Source organism: Enterococcus sp. 2STP (genome assembly GCF_032465635.1).
GTDB classification, from domain to species: Bacteria; Bacillota; Bacilli; order Lactobacillales; family Enterococcaceae; genus Enterococcus_B; species Enterococcus_B lactis.
The window spans coordinates 24,299-43,957 of sequence record NZ_JAWDJH010000019.1; the positions used below are offsets into that span (position 1 = coordinate 24,299).

The following is a 19,659-nucleotide window of genomic DNA, read 5'->3' on the forward strand; positions in this document are numbered from 1 at the left end:
TACTCGAAAAATCCGCTGAAAAACAATAGACTTTTATAAATCATTGATCAATCATTCGAAAGATTTTCTCCATTTGAATCAATTACTTTTTTATACCAGTTGAATGATTTCTTCTTCGAACGGGCTAATGTGCCATTTCCTTCGTTGTCACGATCGACATAAATGAATCCGTACCTTTTCTTCATCTCACCTGTACCAGCTGATACTAAATCAATACATCCCCAAGTCGTATAGCCTAATAGATCGACTCCATCTAATTCTACTGCATCTTTCATTGCCTGGATATGTGCTGCCAGATAGTCGATTCGATAATCATCTTCCACATAACCATTCTCATCGGGCGTATCGACTGCACCTAAGCCGTTTTCTACAATAAATAGTGGTTTTTGATAACGATCATAAATATCATTCATCGTTATTCTCAAGCCTAATGGATCAATTTGCCAACCCCATTCACTTGCTTCCAGATATGGATTTTTGACAGAAGCAAAGATATTTCCTGCAGTCTGTTCCAAGAGTTCGTTGTCAGTAGTCGAAACTCGAGAAGAATAATAAGAAAAGGAGATAAAATCAACAGTATGTTCTTTCAGCAATGCGGCATCCCCAGGTTCCATTTTGATCTGAATGCCATTTCGTTCCATTTCTTTCAATGCATAAGCGGGATATTCTCCTCGTGACTGGACATCAATGAAGAAATAATTTTCTCGATCTGATTTTCTAGAAGCCCAAACATCTTCAGGATTGCAAGTGTATGGATAATATGCTCCTGCTGCCAGCATACAGCCTACTTTGTTCTCCGGATCTACTTCATGAGCAATCTTCGTTGCGATGGCACTTGCAACCAACTCATGATGTGCCGCTTGATATTTGATTTGTTCTTCATTTTCTCCTTCTTCAAAATACAGCCCTGCGCCCATGAATGGTGCATGAAGGATCATATTGATCTCATTGAATGTCAACCAATATTTGACAAGCCCTTTATAGCGATTGAAGATGACTCGGCACAGATTTTCATAAAAACCAACGAGTTCTCTGGAACGCCACGCACCATATTCTTTGATCAAATGCATCGGACAATCAAAATGTGTAATCGTCACAAGCGGCTCGATCCCATACTTTTGACATTCTTTAAAGACATCCTCATAAAATTTCAACCCAGATTCATTTGGCTCTTTTTCATCGCCCATTGGAAAAATACGACTCCAAGCAATGGACATCCGATAAGTCTTGAACCCCATTTCTGCAAACAAAGCAATATCTTCCTTATAATGATGATACATATCGATCGCAATTTTTGCTGGATAAAAATGATCCTCATCAAATTCAAACATTTTCTTTTTTCCAGTAATGACAGAAAAACGGTCTTCTCCGATTGGCACAACGTCTACGTTCGCTAACCCACGTCCGCCTTCATCATAACCGCCCTCGCATTGATTGGCTGCTGTAGCACCGCCCCATAAAAAATCTTTTCTGAATCCCATCATACTTCCTCCATTACATGTGTATTGCTTGATAATTCTCTTGCCAGTTCATCTTGGACTTCGATTCCTTCTGCTTTTAACCGGCTGATTGTTTCCTTGAATTGCGGTAAATACTGCTGATGTGCAATAAACAACTCATCCATGATCCGTTTTGCTGTCTTTCCTGATCGTATAAGCGGATTGATCGTAAATGCTTGTAAAGCTGTTCCATAATCACCAGTCACGGCTGCTTCGATCGTCAGCAATTCCATATTCTTCATTACTTGCAACCAGCCTCTTTCAGCAGCAGGAAGGGAACCAAACGCTACATTTCGTGCGCCTTGTGCGCCAACATAGGCAGTGACTTCTACTACACAATCTGCCGGCAGATCAGGAACAGCTCCATCATTCTTTGTAGATACCACGATCTGTGTTTCTTTATTTCCATAGATCGAAGCAATCGTTTCACAGGCAGCATCTGAATAATAAGCACCACCTCGTTTTTGCAATTGTTCAGGTTTATGATCCAACTCTGGATCTTTGTATAATTCAAACAGCTCTGCTTCTGTTTCTTTCACTTGCTGCGCTCTTGTACCAATCGTTTGATATTCTTCTAAAGCATGTTCCAGCATTTCTTCTTCACGATAGTAATAGCGGTGGTAGCCACAAGGGATCATGTTCATTTGTTTTAATTGTTCTTTGAAAAACGGGATATCAAAGATATTTTTCGGCAATCCATTGTCTTCATCGTATAAACGATCAATCAATTCTGCCGTGCGGTCATTTCCTTTATTATCTGCTACTTTGTGCCAATGGAAGTGATTTAGACCGGCAAACTTGTAGATCAGCTCTTCTTTTTTCTTGCCAAGCATTGCTGGTTCTGTCATCATCGCCATTACTGGCACATTGCATAATCCGATCACTTTATCCCATTTGCCATATCTGATAACTGCTTCTGTCACCATCCCGCTTGGGTTCGCGAAATTGATCAGCCAAGCATTTGGACATAAACGCTTCATGTCTTCAACGATTGCCAAAACCACTGGAACGGTACGAAAAGCTTTGAATATCCCGCCAGCACCATTTGTTTCTTGCCCAATCATCCCATAATAACTAGGGATCCGCTCGTCTTTGATTCGTGCATCTAATTGACCGACACGAAACTGAGTCGTAACAAAATCCGCATCTTTCAATGCTTCTTCCCGATCCAGAGTTGCATAGATTTTGACTTCATACGGAGAAGCATCCCACATACGCTGAGACATCTGACTGACGATCTCAAGCTTTTCTTTTCCTTCTTCTACATCTACGAGCCAGATTTCTCGTATCGGTAATTCCTCATATCTTTTGATAAATCCTTCCATCAACTCGGGGGTGTAACTGCTGCCTCCACCAATCGTAGCGATTTTGATTCCTTTTGCCATGTTCTCACTCCTTTACTTTTTACACTTTTATTATCTTTTTTGTAAACAAAACAAACAATAGAAATTCGTTTCTTTCCAGTAACATTTACAAAAGTTAGTGTTTTCTTCTGGATTTTTGTAAATATCTTGTCAAAAAATGTCTTTATTAAGCTATATAACATAAATCCGTTTACAAATCATTTTCAAAAAAGTTATAATTTACGTAAAAAAACAAGAAGAAGGTATCTACATGTTATTACGTGAAAAAATCAAAGAAATCTCCTTTTCTCCTTCAGAAAATGAAGTGATTCAGTTTCTCTTAAGCGATTCTCCAGCACTTGGCGAAATGACCATCCAAGAGATTGCTGAGCGATGTTATGTCCACCCGTCCACACTCATCCGTGTAGCAAAAAAAATGGGTTTTGATGGCTGGGTCAGTTTTCGTAATGCTTTTTTAGCTGAAACAGCCTATCTTGAAGGGAATTTTCAAGACGTAGATGCAAATCTTCCTTTTTCCACCACAGACGGTATTATGACGATCGCAAATAAAATAGCTTCTTTAGAACAGATGACGATTCAAGATACACTTTCTCTCATTCATCATGACCAACTGCAAAAAGCCAAACAACTAATGCTTCAAGCAAAAAAAATCGTGATTTTCGCCAGTAACTCGAATACTTTGATTTCTCAAGATTTCATGCTGAAAATGAAGCGCATCAAAATGGATGTCACGATTGTCACCACTTTTGGTGAATCGTTCTATGAAGCGTACAATTGCACAAGTGATATGTGCGGGATTCTGATTTCTTATACGGGTGAAAACAATGTGATCCTTCGTACCGCAGAAATATTGAAACAAAATCATGTGCCAATTTTAGCTTTGACCAGTATCGGTGATTCAACGCTATCCTCAATGAGTACAGCCGCTTTGCGACTTACGACACGCGAACGACTGTATTCAAAAATTGGTAATTTTACGATCAATACATCGATTTGTTATCTTCTAGACGTGTTATATAGTTGTGTTTTTGCAGAAAATTATCAACAGAATTTAGTCCATCTAATTTCTGTAGGACAAAAATTTGATAAACGCCCTATCAGCTCAGCCATCATGAAAGAGCCTTTCAATTTTGAAAATAAAGAAGTGGACTAAAAAGAATAATTAAGCCTAGTCCATTCTTTCACCTAACCGTTCAGGTCAGTGCGGTGATAAGTGCATCGTCTGGCCCGACCGTCTCCCCTTGATTTTCCAAAATATCTAAATAATCCATGTAATTGGTGACGATCACAGGTGTTTCTAAACTGTATCCTTCCTTTTCGATTTTCTTTTTGTCGAAGCGGAGCAACAGATCGCCTTGTTTCACTCTTTCTCCTTGCTGCACCAAGCTTTCAAAATATTTCCCTTCCAACTGAACAGTATCCAATCCGACATGAATCAGCAATTCCAGACCTGCTTCAGAAACCATTCCGATTGCATGTTTCGTCGGGAACAGGGTCATGACTGTTCCGTCAAAAGGGGCACGTACTTCTCCTTTTTCAGGGTAGATCAAGATTCCTCGACCTAGTGTTCCTTGTGCAAAAGCTGCATCCTTTGCTGCATTCAGTGGAGCGATTTGTCCTTGTATCGGTGTTTTTACAATTTCTTTACCTGATCTTTTCTGTCTATCATCTGTTTCACCTGCTTCCTCCTTCCAAAAGAAAAAAGTCAGCGCAAAGGATACCACCATCGCAATGGCGATCCCAATCAATACATTAATCACATCTGTTAAATCACCATCTGGTCTAATATAGTTGGGAATTGTAAAGATGCCTAGTCCACCTTGATTCCAAGAAGTTAAATTCATTAACCCACTATACGCGCCCCCTAACGCACCACCGACACAGGTAAAAATAAATATTTTTTTACGTGGCAGTGTAAACCCATAAATAGCTGGCTCTGTAATCCCCACAATACCAGAAACAATGGCTGGTATTGCAATTGCTTTGTCTTTTGGGTTTCTAAGCTTAAAGTAGAGTGCAGTAAGTGCTGCAGTTTGTCCAAAAGATACTACTGCAACAGGTGTCATGATATTTTGCCAACCATTCACAGAAAATTGCATCAATCCCATTGGTACGATTGCCCAATGGAGACCAAACATCACTAGAATTTGCCAGAAGAAGCCTACGATTGCTCCATAAATAACTGGCGAAAGTGCTAAAAGTGTTTCAAATCCAGCCATTAAAATATCAGTTGCGAATGTGAATGCTGGTCCAACGAGTAAAAAACCTAAGGGCATTGTAATAAGAACGGTGAAGAATGGAACGAAGAAATTCGCGATCATCTCAGGTACTAACTTTTTAATTGGCTTCTGAATTTGGCTAGCTAACAACACAATAAAGATAATGGGAATGACAGAAGAAGCGTAGTTACGCGCAATCCAGGGAATGCCGAATACTGTTTGATAAATAGGTGCTTCAAAAATAGTACCAGAAAATATGGTCGTCAGTGGTGCTTCTGCTGCACCACTCAAAGCTTCCAGCGACAAGCTAGGATTCATTAATGCTGCGCCAAGCAACATCCCTACGAATTCATTTACTTTAAATTTACGGGCAGCTGTTAAACCGATAATAACAGGCATAAATTGGAATACAGAATCACCGATATTATCAAACATAACAAATGTGCCAGAACCGCGGTCAAATGCGCCTAAGAAGACAAGTAATGCTGTCAGTCCACGAATCATCCCACCAGCAGCTAGGATAGCAAGGAATGGCTGGAAACATCCCGATATTCCATCAATAAGCATATCAAACGGTCTCATTTTTTCTGTTGAAACAGCCTCATCAAAAGTAAGATTTCCTGCTTTTATAACCTCTTCAAACACGACTGGCACATGATTCCCGATGACAACTTGGTACTGTCCTCCCGCTCGCATTACCGTCACAACACCGTCCATATTTTTCAAGATCTCATCATTTGCTTTTTCTTCGTTTTTTAATTTGAAACGAAGTCTTGTGATACAATGTGTCAAACCATTGATATTTTCCTTCCCGCCGACATTTTCTACAATTTTGCTCGCTAATTCTTGATATTTTCTCATTTCTATTCCCTCCAATTTATTAGTGGAAGGTTTAGCCAACTGAATGTCACTACCCTTATTTCATGCGTTCTTGTTAATTTATCCTCCTTTTTTTATTTATTTACAACGATTCTCATGCACTAAACGCGCAGTATGGATCGTTAAATACATTTTTTCGTCCGTGGACATCTGGTAGTTGAATGCCTCGGCTAAAAAGTCTGCTATTTTCTCAACGCAACCAAACGTATCCTTATATTTTTTTTGAATAACCTGGAACAATTCCTCAGAAACTTCTCCCACTTCTGATTTTTCTCCATCTAGGACGCGTGTCAGAAAAAAACGTAGGTGTGTGACGAATCGAAAAAAATGGACTGAATCTTCATCAAATGTAATCTTATAGTAATAGCGGACGATATTTAGAATATCCTGTATTGTTGTAGTAAACAGGTAGGTATTGTCTTGTTGGCTTTGAATGCCTTGTGCATTGACTAAATGCAATGCGATAAATCCGGCTTCATCTTCTGATAACTTGATGTGGTATTTATCCGAGATTTTCTTCACTGTTTTTTTCCCGATGGCATACTCTTTAGGAAATAGTTGTTTGATATCATACAGCAATACATTTGGTACAAATATTCCCATTTTGTGACGTTCGATAGCCGTATACAAATGATCCGTCAATGCAATATACACTGAATCATTCAACTGGACTTGTAGAGCCTCTTTTGTATATTCAATGATTTCACAAGAAATTTCTAAGTACTCAAGAGGAATCGCTTGTGCCAATTCTTGGAACTGTTGTGAAAGTCCGTCATTTGTCAACTGAAATTTTTTGTCGATGCATGAGTCAAAAATCGGGTCACCCACTTTCTTTTTGAATGCCAAACCTTTTCCCATCACGATCATTTCCTGATTTCTTTCATCTCTGGTTATTACGACGTTGTTATTCAGTACTTTCTCAATCAGCATGTTTTACTCCTTTCCATGATATATAGGGCTGTATCCAAAACAAAAAGAAAAACCCAAAAAGCCGTCCATGAAACCATGGGAGACTCATCAGGTTTAGCTTGCATCAGGCAATCACTATCCAAGTTGTATCGTTTTCTTTATATTATCGAAAGCAAGCGCTTTTGTCAACGCTTTCTTAGCGGCTATTGGGCACTTCTGACTAGCTGTCGTGATTTTTTTTAAATCTGGTAATTACGACACTAACGCTCACAGATGAAGAATCTGGGAAGCTCTGTTTTATTTTCACTCTAGCGCTTAGGTCAAAATGCTACTATGCTACTGTCCCAACTTCTAATATACGGTGTTCCAGTACCAGCTTATCGGTGATAAGCCAAATTTATGCAAAAATCTGGAAAGCCTTTTTTACAATTTTTTTCTTATCACCTAAAGCTGAACGGAGCCCTGTCACAACCACTTTTTACACACCACTGCTTTGCAGTTTGTACATATCTGCATACAAACCATTTTGCGCTAGAAGTGTTTCATGATTCCCGCGTTCTACTATATGACCTTTGTCTAAAACTAAAATCAATTCTGCATCCCGAATCGTGGACAGCCGATGGGCAATCGCAATCGTTGTCCGTCCTTGTCGCATTTTTGTCAATCCTTCTTGGATCAATCCTTCTGTTTCAGTATCGATATTTGCTGTCGCTTCATCCAATACTAGTATTTTAGGATCTGTCACGATTGTTCGCGCAAAAGTGATCAGCTGTCGTTGTCCGCTAGAATAGCTGGCACCGTGTTCGATCACTTTTGAGTGATATCCTTTTGGTAATTCATCGATGAACTTGTTTGCTTGAACAAACTCAGCTGCATGGCGAATCTGTTCGTCTGTGATAGCTGGATTCATCATCCGGATATTTCCTGCGATATCTCCATAAAACAAGAAGGCATCTTGCAAGACCAATCCCATTTTCTTACGTAACTCTTCCATTGGATATTCTCGAATGTCATGATCATCAATCAAGATCTGGCCTTCATAAAATTCGTAAAACCGCATCAATACGTTGATGATCGAGCTTTTTCCGCTTCCGGTGTGCCCCACTAATGCAACGGTCTCTCCCGGATTAGCGACAAAAGAGATATTGTTCAATACATTGTGCTCTCCATCATAAGAAAAGCTTACATTGCGAAACTCGATCTTACCTGAAGTAATCGCTTGATCTGCTCCAGGATTTTGTTGCGGTGCATATTCTTCTGTATCCATGATTTTCAAAATGCGACTACCGGCAACCATTCCATCTGTAAAGGTGCTCAAAAAGTCCATCATTTGAGACATTGGATTAAAAAATCCCTGGACATAGGTCGTAAATGCATAGATCAGTCCAACTTCTACGGGAGAATGCAACGCATCGATCCCAAACAAAGTCAACGCCAACGCAATCGCCAATGCATATAGAAAATTGATGATCGGACTTAACAGAATCGAATTCGTTTTGATCATCGCATAGCGCGTGTCTAAATACTCGTTGTTCACTTGTTCAAATTCTTTAGCTAAACGAGCTTCTTGGCGAAACTGCTGGATAATACGCATGCCGGAAATCGATTCATTCAATTTCGTGTTCAGCTGACTTAATTTTTCCCGCATATTCCGGTAAATACGAGAACTGAATTTCTGGTAATACCAGATGACGATTCCTAAAATCGGCAAGAACACCAAAGTCCACAAGGCAATTTCTCCATTGATTTGAAACATGGCAATGAAGGAAGAAACGACTGCAAAGATCCCAGTCAATACCATCAAAAAGACATACCAAAATTCAAATAGCGTTTCTGTGTCATTTGTCACTCGAGAAACAGTCGATCCTGCCGGTGTCTGATCAAAATAACGCATACCTAGTGTATGCAGCTTTTCAAATAATCTTACCCGAACATACTGATAGGTCTTCAATGAAGCCATAGAATACAAATACCATTGGAAAAACCAAATGATACTTTTGACTATGACTCCAAACAAGTACATACCAGCAAAAAACAAAATAACTTGTGTCGTAGCCGACTGTTTAGCCAGATGATCATCCATAAAAGTTTGGATGATCCTTGGCAATAGGACATTGATCACAGACAGGGCAAACGCAAATAAGATAGCAACGATGAACGTTCTTCTAAAAGGTTTGGCGAACTTCATCAGTCGTTTGATGATCTTCTTCTGTTCTTTAAGTGGAATCGATTTTGTCCATTCCGATTGATAATTTTCATCCATCAGGCCTCGCCTCCTTCTATCTTCGCTTCTAATTGCTGTTTCTCCCACATTCGTTCATACCAGCCGCCTAATGCAAGCAGCTCATGATGGGTTCCTCGTTCAATGATTTTCCCTTGATCGACAACAATGATTTCTTTTGCATGCATCACGCTGCTTAAACGGTGAGCTGCAATGATGGTTGTTTTCTCTTTTCTTATTTCTTTTAAATTATGCAAGATAGCTTCTTCTGTTTTGGCATCTACTGCAGAAAGTGCATCATCTAAGATCAGCAATTCAGGATTTTTGATCAATGCTCGAGCAATCGAAATCCTTTGTTTCTGTCCGCCAGATAAAGAGACTCCACGTTCTCCAACTAAGGTATCATAACCTTTTGGCAATTCCTTGATTTCATTGTTGATAAATGCTAAAGAAGCCGCATGCTCTACTTCTTCTTCTGAAAGTTTTGGATTAGAAAAACGGATATTATCTCGAATGGTCATCGAAAACAAGAAGTGATCTTGAGGCACATAGCCGATTGATCCTAATAAAGCATTCAATGAATATTCTTTGATCGAACGTCCGCCAAATTGGATTTTTCCTTGATAATCATCGTATTCACGCATCAGTAATTTGATGATTGTCGTTTTTCCCGCACCAGTTTTCCCAACAATACCTAATGTTTCTCCTTCTTGAATCGCAAATTTGATTTGTTCTAATGCTGGTGATTCTTCTTTCGGATAGTTAAAAGAGGAAATAGCTACATTCAGCTCGCCTTTTGCCGGGGTCTGCACTGCACCCAGTTGTTCCACGATATGCGTCTTTTCATGCAAAAGTTCATTGACGCGATCATAAGAAGCATTTCCTCTTTCCAATACGTTGAACAATCGACCAATCGCAAACATCGGCCAAACAAGCATACCGATATAGCTAATAAATGAGACCATCTGCCCGATCGAGATCGTGCCTTCCAAGACATACTTTCCACCTAAAATAATTGTTGCAACATAAGACAGACCGATAATCAAGGTAATGAATGGATCAAATAAGGAGTCTAAAAAATTGACTCGTTTGTTTTTAATAATTGCATCTTCAATCTTTTCTTCAAAATCCGCGAGATCTTCTTTTTCTTGTCCAAATGTTTTAATGACTTTGATTCCAGTAATACTTTCTTGTGTCTTATCATTGATACTAGAAAAAGCTTCTTGCGAATCACGAAAAGCATCGTGGAGTTTTGACCCCAGTACTCGTGAAGTAACGGCTAGTAAAGGCAGAGGAATCAGCGCAATCAGTGTTAAGCGCCAATCAATAAACAAAATCATCGCAATGATCGTTGTTCCGCCCGTGATCACTGAATCTGCAAAGGTCAAGATACCAGCTCCTGCTACATTTTGGATTGCATTCAAATCATTCGTTGCATGAGCCATCAAATCTCCAGTCCGATATTTTTGGTAAAAGAGATTGTCCATTTCTGTAAAATGTTTGAATAGCTGCTGCCGAAGTTCTTTCTCCAACCGAGCTGCACTTCCCCAAATATTCGTCCGCCAGATATAACGAAAAAGATATTGTAAGAGAGCTGCAAGGATCAATAATAAGATCCACCAGGAAATGATCTTTATTGATAAATTTTTATCGGCAATCTCATCAATGATGATCCCAATCACTTTTGGAGGAACTAACTGTACCAAGGCCACTGCGAATAGGGAGAAAATCCCAATTAAATAATGTTTCTTTTCCTGTCGAAAAAACCAACCTAATTTTCTAAAAATCGACATTTTACTCCTCCTTTGTCTTTATCAAGAGCATAGGATTGTCTGTGCTTGTCTTTTTTGCTGAATAGTCTGAATAGTCTAACAAATTACGAAATAAAAAACGGACTGAAAAAATCAGCCCGCAAAAAGTCTTTGGGTCAGAACCTATTTTTTCCCTTGGTTCTTCATTTGCTGCATCATCTGGCGAATTTTCTTCTCAGATGGTTTTTGCCCCATTGACATCATCATTGATCGCAACATGTCCTCATTAACGGGAGGATTTTTTTCTAAATAGTCTTTCATATATTTACGCGCTAGGAAAAAGCCACCTACTGCGCCGATTAGCAAAGCAATAATAGCAATAAGTACGACAATACCTGTTGATACCATATAAATCTCTCCTTTCTATTTCCGAATTGCTCTCAATGATTTATTTTACTAAAGTTTATTGAAAAAAGAAAGGCGTATTCTTTAGTTTCATGCAAAAAATAGTGGTTTTTTTAGAGAAGAACAAAATTTCTTTCATTAACCAGCAAGACACGCCACGAAAAAAAATTAGGCATACCGAATCTTTTTCTTTAATTTTTTCTTTCTGAGGTGTAGAATGTAATCGTAGATAAATAGGAAAGGTGGTTTTTTCTTGAATAATCAATCCAACAAACAATTTCATAAGCATCGACTTATTGAACATACAAATGGTTTATCTTTAGCTGAAGTAAATGGAACAGTGGATGTACCCAAGGGAAAAAGTTTTTTTAAAACACTTCTTGCTTACTCTGGACCAGGTGCATTAGTAGCAGTTGGTTATATGGATCCAGGTAACTGGTCCACTTCGATCACTGGTGGACAAAATTTCCAATATTTATTGATGTCAGTTATTTTGATGTCTAGTCTGATTGCTATGCTTTTACAATATATGGCAGCAAAATTAGGAATCGTGACCCAAATGGATTTGGCCCAAGCAATCCGAGCACGGACAAGTAAGACATTGGGTGTCATTTTATGGATCTTGACTGAATTAGCCATTATGGCAACAGACATCGCAGAAGTCATTGGTGCAGCAATCGCCCTCTACCTGCTTTTTGATATTCCATTAGTGATTGCCGTATTTATCACTGTGTTAGATGTTTTCGTCCTCTTATTGCTGACAAAAGTCGGGTTTCGTAAAATCGAAGCTTTGGTTGTCTGCTTGATTTTCGTCATTTTATTCGTTTTCGTCTATCAAGTTGGCTTGTCTAACCCTGATTGGCACAGTTTGTTTGCTGGCTTTATCCCTAACAGTCATACATTCTCAGACTCACCTGTCATCGGTGGTGAAACTCCGCTGACTGGAGCTTTAGGGATTATTGGTGCAACAGTCATGCCGCATAACTTATATCTTCATTCAGCAGTTTCTCAAACTCGGAAGATCGATCACCAAGACGAAGAAGATGTAGCACAAGCGGTACGCTTTTCTACTTGGGATTCTAATATCCAGTTGTCAATGGCTTTTCTAGTCAATGCACTGCTATTGATCATGGGTGTCGCTGTATTCAAAACCGGTTCTGTCCAAGATCCTTCCTTTTTTGGTCTGTATGAAGCTTTATCTGATCCATCAGCTATGAGCAATGGTATCTTGATTGCTGTAGCAAAATCTGGTATCTTGTCTACTTTATTTGCTGTAGCACTTCTTGCTTCTGGCCAGAACTCTACTATTACTGGTACGTTGACTGGTCAAGTCATCATGGAAGGCTTCATCCATATGCGTATCCCAATTTGGCTAAGAAGACTAGTCACACGATTGCTTTCTGTGATTCCTGTATTGATTTGTGTTTTGTTTACAAGTACAAAAGGAACGATCGAAGAACATACCGCTTTGAATAACTTGATGAATGAATCCCAAGTTTTTCTGGCTTTTGCATTGCCATTCTCGATGATTCCTTTACTGATGATGACCAATAGCCAAGCGGAGATGGGGAGCCGATTCAAAAATTCATTTGTTGTAAAACTACTTGGTTGGTTCTCTGTGATTAGTCTGACTTACTTGAACTTACGAGGATTACCAGGTCAAATCGAAAGTTTCTTCGGCGAGCAAGCCACCTCAGCTCAACTAGCATTGGCTGATCAAATCGCTTATGTAATCATTGTTCTAGTCCTTCTCCTGTTGGCATGGACGATTGGTGATTTATATAAAGGAAACAAAAAATATGAACAGCGTTTGCAAGAAACGATAGAAGAAATCGAATAGAAACTGATTCTTTTACACAAAGGAGGTTGTGACAGAAGTGGGCAGCTTCAAGAAATAAGAAGGAATTTACGAAAATTGCTTTTCAAATTTTTGTGAAATTTCGGCTTATTTCCGAAGAAGTTACTTCTGGAACACCGTTTAGTGGAGAGGTTGTGAAAAAGCTGTCCTGCATCAAGTAATAAGAACAGCCAAGTAAAAACAGCTTTTTATGTTTTTAACTTGGTTGGACTTATTACCGCAGATGCAAGCTTTTGAGCACCGTTTATTCGGAAAAAGGGAACTGCGACAAGACTTTTGTCACAGTTCCCTTTTTATTTAGAAGATAAAGCTTTTTTCAGATTCAATTTACTGAAAACTAGCATGCTTGTTACTACGATGAATTGCGTTAATGGCACGCCTGCGCCAGTGTAGACACTTAAAAAATAATCCTTTTTTTCTGGCGCATAAGAACAAAACCACGAGACGCCGAAAAGAAAAACCAATTGTGTCAGTATTAATCCGGTGACTACAATCAAAGAGGAACTATAATAGGCACGATCAGCTTTTGCAAATACGGTTCCTAGTATCATAAGTAATATCCCTGCTATTGAAGCAATCAGCACGGGAATGGCCAGAACTTGGTAAATTTTTATCATGACATTCGCGACTTTTGCTGTTTTTGTCAACTGGAAATCAGGTGTTCTCGGATCACTGCTATCGATCCAATTATCCATTAGTGGAAGATTCAATAATTCTTGGGCCTGTTCGACTTGTTCTTGCGTCCCGAAACTATAATTCCCCCCTTGATGGAAATCTTTGTATCGCCATGCATAGGCATATCCTGATTTCAGAAAAGCAAATACGATTGGCAGATCATTCATCGTCTTTCCATCCCCTGATCCCATCAGATAGAATTCTTTTTTCTTTTTGATAGTTCCCTTTTGATAGGCTTCTTCTAATTCTTGATTGACTTTTTTCCAAAAATCATTGGTTTCTTTTGCATTGTTTTGGTAATAACCAGATTCGCTTACCACATCTCGCAATGCCCAAAAAATGATATCTCCTGGTAATTCTTTTACTTTTCCGCCTTGGGTCCACGCATGAGTCGTATACAATTCGTCAATACGAGTAGAAACAGTATGAAATGTAGGAGATGCGTCTAATGCTTTATTTAATGCAGCATGCGAGACCCATATCTCACTGTTTTCTTTATTTAAGTTCGTTTCGTCATCTATTCGGATCAGCTGTTTCATCAAACGTCCAAATTCACCACTCGAACGGTCATTGATGGTGGCAATACCATATGTTGTCTCGTTTTTATATTCGATCCACTGATAGACGATGGAGAAACCGACTAGAGGGAGTAAAAACAATGAAAGTTTCAGCCATTCTTGTTTCGAAAGGAGAAATGGTCGTTCTTTTAACTTCTTTGCTTCTTTGAAAGAAAAGTCTTGTCCTAGCAAGATCTGAACGAAACTGATGCCTAACGCGACTACAGTAAAAGGAAGAAGCCAGATGGAATCTTCGCGAATGAACCAAAAGAAAGGAAAAGAAACAGCCAGCCCTAAAAACCACGGCAGCAATTTTTTGCTGGAACTATATTTACGGTAATAAATAGCTAGTAAACAAGCGATAATGATCTCAACAGCCGGGATCACGAGAGCATTACGATACGTTCGAGTGGAATACTCATGTGTAAAACTAATCGGAGAAAACAAAAAATAAAAATAGATACTTAAAAGAAGATACTTGTTCTTCACGATCGGTTTAAACGCTAGTGCAACCAATATGCTGGCAAGAATACTGAACATGCCGAACAAAACTGCATAAGAAAGATGCAGTTTATGTGCAAGTACTAAAAACAAGCTGTAGGAGATCCCTTTTGAAAGTGTCGTAGTCGTATACTCCCCTAGCCATTTACCATCCAAAATATTTTGAGCATAGTGAATCAGCAGCTGATCATCATAGGTCGCCGACATATCTGTTCCATAGATTGCTTTACTATATAAATACAAACGAATAATTGTAAATAATACGGCTATGCCAAGAATAAAGTATGTATGTTTCTTTTCTAGTTGGTTGATCAAGGGTTTTAAAGTGTTCAGCATCTTTTCGTCCTTTCAATCACGTTTTGCTACTTGCTTGTGAATCTTTTCGTTTTTTGCTTTTCTATCAGTATACCCTGTTTGTCTGAATTTAAAAAGAGGGGGTAGAAGAAGCGTGATGAAAACGACTGCAAAAAGCACTTCTTTGTTTCTTAAACAAAAAAGGACAAGGCAAACTGCCCAATCCTTTTTTGTTGCTGTCAGATAGAAAACTTAAAGTGTGACTTCTTCTGCTAATAACTCAGGGAACACTTCGGGATCGAATGCTTGCGCTTTGAACATGGCAATTTCTTTTCCATATGGTGCGTAAGCTTTCTTTTTATCTTTGCCGACATATGGAGTTTCTAAGATTTTCGAAATGTTGTCAAACATTGGATCATGGACGATCTTGTTCAATGTGTCAAATCCAATTGTTCCAAAACCGATATTGGCATGCCGATCTTTATGAGAACCTTGTGGATTTTTAGAATCATTGATATGGAGTACTTTGAGTCGATCTAATCCGATGACCTTATCAAACTCTTCCATTACACCTGAAAAATCTTCTTTTATATTATATCCGGCATCATTCGTATGACATGTATCAAAAGTAACGGATAATTTTTCATTCAATTTTACTCCATCGATGATTTGCGCTAATTCCTCAAATGTTCGACCGATTTCCGTACCTTTCCCTGCCATCGTCTCCAAAGCGATCTGTGCCGTCTGTTCTTTTGTCAAAACTTCATTCAAACCCTCAATAATTCTAGCAATCCCAGCTTCTGCCCCTGCTCCTACATGAGCGCCTGGGTGAAGGGTAATTTGAGTAGCACCTAAAGCTTCCGCACGAACAATCTCTTCTCTCAGAAATTGTACAGCAAATGGAAACATTTCTGGTTTGATCGTATTTCCCAAATTAATGATATAGGGCGCATGAACGACGATATTGGTTAGTCCGTTTTCTGCCATAAATGCTTTTCCGGCATCAATATTCATCTCTTCGATAGCTTTTCTTCTAGTATTTTGAGGAGCGCCTGTATAGATCATAAAGGTCGAAGATCCGTAACTGGCTGCTTCTTCTGCCGCGCCTAACAGCATTTTCTTTCCGCTCATGCTGACGTGTGAGCCTAATAACATGGATGGATTCCTCCTTGAAAGGCAATTGTTTCGAACAATTCCTATATATTGGTAAGATGATGTACAAAGAAAATGGTTTGTTTTTCTTTGCCCTGTTCTCCATAGTAACTGAAACTTTCTCTAAAGAAAAGCTTAAGAACTCTTTCATAAAAAAGATCATTTCCTCACGTTTTATCTCATTCGAAAAAGAAATTCCTGTCAAAAACAGCCTTGTCTGTTTTTTTGTCCTATTATTTGCTATAATTAGCGAAATAAAACCATTAGTTGAGGTGACCCTTTTGCCACGCAAAAATACTCGAAAAAAACAGAATAGAAGAAAAAAAGAAAAATGGTTTGTTCCTAAGATTATTTTTAGAGTGTTTCAATCATTGACTGTTTTTATTACTGTTCTTCTTTTGTTGTTCGCAGCTCTAGGTATCGGAATAGGTGCTGGCTACTTTGCCTATCTTGTCGAAGACACACAATTGCCGACTAAAAAAGAACTGCAGACAGAACTAGGAAACATTACGGAAACGTCAAAGATTGTTTATGCAGATAATACAGAGATATCAAAAATCCAGACAGATCTGATGCGGACGACTATTTCATCTGATAAGATTTCGCCTTTATTGAAAACCGCGATTATCAGTACAGAAGATGAATACTTCGATAAACACCAAGGTTATGTCCCTAAAGCTGTTTTACGAGCATTAGTTTCAGAAGCTACTGGCATCGGCTCGTCTGGAGGATCAACTTTGACACAGCAATTAGTCAAACAGCAGATCCTAACCGATGAAACAACATTCAAACGTAAAGCAAACGAGATCGTTCTTTCTGCACAAGTAGAAAAACACTTTTCAAAAGATGAGATCATTGCTACGTATTTGAATGTCTCGCCATTTGGTCGGAATAATAAGGGGCAAAATATTGCTGGAGTCCAGGAAGCTGCTAGAGGAATCTTTGGTGTAGATGCAAAAGATGTGACTTTGCCACAAGCTGCTTATATCGCTGGTTTGCCTCAAAGCCCTATCACGTATAGTCCCTACACGAATACAGGCGCGCTAAAAGAAGATCTTTCTGCCGGTCTTGCCAGAAAAGATTTTGTTTTATTCAGTATGTACCGTGAAGGACAAATTACGAAAGAACAATACGAAGAAGCGAAAGCCTATGATCTTACAAAAGACTTTCTCCCACAACAAATCGCGGAACAGACTGACAGAGAATTCTTGTATTATACCGTGATGAACGAAGCAACAAGGATTATTGCACAACAATTGGCAGAAAAAGATAATGCTGATATGTCAGATTCATCGGTCAGTGAAGCTTATTATCAAAAAGCACAGCAAACGATCCAAAACAAAGGATATACGATCCATTCGACGATCGATAAAGATATCTATGCTGCATTGCAAACCGGCGTAGAAAATTACGGCTATATGTTAGATGATGGTGCTGGTAGCCAAGTGGAGACTGGAAATGTATTGATGGATAACAGAACCGGACGTATCTATGGCTTCGTGGGTGGCCGGAATTACAGCCAGAATCAAAATAACCACGCCTTTGATACAGAACGTCAAGCTGGTTCATCCATCAAACCGGTTCTTGTTTACGGTCCTGCAATCGATATGGGACTTGTCGGATCAGAATCCCGTGTATCAGATTATGCAACGACTTGGCAAGAAGGAGAAAATGCTGGCGAGAAAATCGTCAATGCGACCAATGAAGGGTCGAACACCTTCCAAACCGTCCGTGAGTCACTGGAATGGTCCAACAATATCCCAGCTTATCACTTATACCAAGACGTATTGAATTCCGGTGGATCGAAACAATATGCTTACGAGCACTACTTGGCGAAGATGAACTACCCAGCAAATGATAATTGGGGCGTTGAATCGGCTCCTTTAGGGACAGTAGATGTAACGACGCTTCAACAGACAAATGGATTCCAGGCCTTAGCAAATGGTGGCGTCTACGAAGAAGGCTATATCATTGATTCCATTACAGATAATGCAGGTAATGTGATTTATAAACATGAAAGTAATTCTGTCCGTATTTATTCCGAAGCAACGGCATCGATCATGAATGACATGATGCGCAGTGTGATCAATGAAAAAATCACTACACCATTCAAAGATGTCATCTCAAGCTTAAACGGAAATCTAGGAAAAGCAGATTGGGTTGGAAAAACTGGTTCTACCAATGAATACCGAGATTCATGGCTGATCGTCTCTACTCCGTCTATCACTATCAGTAGCTGGGCAGGACACGATGACAATACTGGAATGGACAGCCAAGCAAGGATACGTTCGGCTAATTATCTTGCCAATCTAATCAATCAAGCTTACCAAGCAAACCCTGAGATTTTCGGCACTGATGAGAAATTTGACTTATCATCTGATGTGATGAAGAAAAAAGTATCTGGGTTCACAGGACAAACAGCTGGAAAAGTTACTGTCAATAAAAAATCCATCCAAACGCCAGGAAAAACAGTGGAATCACTTTGGGCAAAAAATGGTCCGAAGAAAAGCGCCTTTAAATTCGGCGTTGGCGGTACTGATGAAAACTATACAGATTACTGGAACACCGCTTCAGCTTATGCTAGAGCGAATCCAGAGACCAAAGAATCAGACGATAAAGATGATTGATCTAATAGATTAATCAGAATTAAAGGGAGCTGCGACAAAAATCTTGTCACAGCTCCCTTTTTCCGAATAAATGGTGTTCAAAAGCTTGCATCTACGATATTAAGACAAATTTATGTAAAAATGTGAAAAGCCATTTTCACAAAATTTTTCTATATAACTTTACTAACGAAACTGTTTTAATTTCTTTTCTTGTCTTTGGAATAATTCGGTTAGTTTTTCTGCAAATTGCCCTTTTACTGATTCTTTCAAGTGTACATGTCGGTTAGAAAATTCTTGAGCAGCTTCTTCTGCAGTCATTTGGTGATTTTGATCTGTCAATCGTTTTTCTGCCCAAATTTGCTGAGATATCCCCATACCAACTGAACGTACATTTGATCGATGTAGATTTTTCTCTAATTCTTTTAGTAATTGCATTAAAAATTCATTCATAAGATGATTTCTCCATAGTTATTTGTCTGATTTTTTGACGATAGGAACGTTCTAGTTCGTCTTGCTGCTGATAGAGTTTTCGTCGTTCTACTTGTAGGGCTTGTTGATAATGCTCCTGATAATTCGAATAACTTCGTCTTGCTTGAAACAGAGGCTCATTATCTAAAGCTAAGTTCTTTAATACATGATGCAGTCGCTGCTCCTCTTGCTCCATCAATCGTAATCCTTGATTCTTAAAGTGGATCAATTCATCTTCTTGAGCTTCTAATTGTCTTCGTTCACTTCGATAATCTCTTTCCAATTCTTCTAGTTTCATCTA

14 protein-coding genes are annotated in these 19,659 nt (G+C 39.0%); 3 read left to right on the plus strand and 11 right to left on the minus strand.

Annotation, left to right across the window (positions count from 1 at the left end; genetic code table 11):
• Window positions 1-47 precede the first annotated feature (47 nt).
• Entirely contained in the window at window positions 48-1,481 is a 1,434-nt protein-coding gene (locus tag RWU19_RS07740) for a 6-phospho-beta-glucosidase (protein ID WP_123837880.1), read from the minus strand.
• Complete coding sequence (locus tag RWU19_RS07745; protein ID WP_123837881.1) at window positions 1,481-2,884, minus strand: 6-phospho-beta-glucosidase; 1,404 nt, start codon at window positions 2,882-2,884, stop codon at window positions 1,481-1,483. The genes RWU19_RS07740 and RWU19_RS07745 overlap by 1 nt, the downstream gene beginning before the upstream one ends.
• A 229-nt stretch (window positions 2,885-3,113) precedes the next feature.
• Between RWU19_RS07745 and RWU19_RS07750 the strand changes: the two genes are divergently transcribed.
• On the plus strand, window positions 3,114-4,016 hold the full coding sequence (locus RWU19_RS07750) for a MurR/RpiR family transcriptional regulator (protein ID WP_123837882.1): 903 nt from the start codon (window positions 3,114-3,116) through the stop codon (window positions 4,014-4,016).
• Window positions 4,017-4,056: 40 nt separating this feature from the next.
• Here the strand turns inward: RWU19_RS07750 and RWU19_RS07755 are convergent, their stop codons facing one another.
• The 5 genes from RWU19_RS07755 to RWU19_RS07775 form a co-directional block, all read right to left on the minus strand.
• The gene (locus RWU19_RS07755; protein WP_123837883.1) at window positions 4,057-5,943 is read right to left on the minus strand and encodes a beta-glucoside-specific PTS transporter subunit IIABC; all 1,887 of its coding nucleotides are present in this window, start codon (window positions 5,941-5,943) and stop codon (window positions 4,057-4,059) included.
• 96 nt (window positions 5,944-6,039) lie between these two features.
• Window positions 6,040-6,891 (minus strand): BglG family transcription antiterminator LicT, encoded by an 852-nt coding sequence (gene licT / locus RWU19_RS07760; protein ID WP_123837884.1) that lies wholly within the window; start codon window positions 6,889-6,891, stop codon window positions 6,040-6,042.
• Window positions 6,892-7,348: 457 nt separating this feature from the next.
• A complete protein-coding gene (locus RWU19_RS07765) occupies window positions 7,349-9,133 on the minus strand; it encodes an ABC transporter ATP-binding protein (protein ID WP_002329480.1) in 1,785 nt (594 codons plus the stop codon).
• On the minus strand, window positions 9,133-10,884 hold the full coding sequence (locus RWU19_RS07770) for an ABC transporter ATP-binding protein (RefSeq protein WP_070770377.1): 1,752 nt from the start codon (window positions 10,882-10,884) through the stop codon (window positions 9,133-9,135). The genes RWU19_RS07765 and RWU19_RS07770 overlap by 1 nt, the downstream gene beginning before the upstream one ends.
• Before the next feature lie 141 nt (window positions 10,885-11,025).
• Entirely contained in the window at window positions 11,026-11,250 is a 225-nt protein-coding gene (locus RWU19_RS07775; protein WP_002291670.1) for a YneF family protein, read from the minus strand.
• A 250-nt stretch (window positions 11,251-11,500) separates the two neighbouring features.
• On the opposite strand from RWU19_RS07775, the gene RWU19_RS07780 reads away from it, so the two are divergent.
• Window positions 11,501-13,087, plus strand: coding sequence for an Nramp family divalent metal transporter (locus RWU19_RS07780; RefSeq protein ID WP_002320293.1), 1,587 nt, complete (start codon window positions 11,501-11,503; stop codon window positions 13,085-13,087).
• A gap of 311 nt (window positions 13,088-13,398) precedes the next feature.
• Here the strand turns inward: RWU19_RS07780 and RWU19_RS07785 are convergent, their stop codons facing one another.
• Both RWU19_RS07785 and RWU19_RS07790 read right to left on the minus strand, forming a co-directional pair.
• On the minus strand, window positions 13,399-15,174 hold the full coding sequence (locus RWU19_RS07785) for a glucosyltransferase (protein ID WP_123837885.1): 1,776 nt from the start codon (window positions 15,172-15,174) through the stop codon (window positions 13,399-13,401).
• A gap of 210 nt (window positions 15,175-15,384) precedes the next feature.
• Window positions 15,385-16,287, minus strand: coding sequence for a deoxyribonuclease IV (locus RWU19_RS07790; RefSeq protein WP_002335980.1), 903 nt, complete (start codon window positions 16,285-16,287; stop codon window positions 15,385-15,387).
• Between the two features lie 278 nt (window positions 16,288-16,565).
• Between RWU19_RS07790 and RWU19_RS07795 the strand changes: the two genes are divergently transcribed.
• Window positions 16,566-18,911, plus strand: coding sequence for a transglycosylase domain-containing protein (locus RWU19_RS07795; RefSeq protein ID WP_002336551.1), 2,346 nt, complete (start codon window positions 16,566-16,568; stop codon window positions 18,909-18,911).
• A gap of 162 nt (window positions 18,912-19,073) precedes the next feature.
• Here RWU19_RS07795 and RWU19_RS07800 read toward each other — a convergent pair whose 3' ends face one another.
• Together RWU19_RS07800 and RWU19_RS07805 are read right to left on the minus strand one after the other, a co-directional pair.
• Entirely contained in the window at window positions 19,074-19,340 is a 267-nt protein-coding gene (locus RWU19_RS07800; RefSeq protein WP_002305583.1) for a hypothetical protein, read from the minus strand.
• Entirely contained in the window at window positions 19,333-19,656 is a 324-nt protein-coding gene (locus RWU19_RS07805; protein WP_002305582.1) for a hypothetical protein, read from the minus strand. Before RWU19_RS07805 ends, RWU19_RS07800 begins: the two co-directional genes overlap by 8 nt.
• Window positions 19,657-19,659 lie beyond the last annotated feature (3 nt).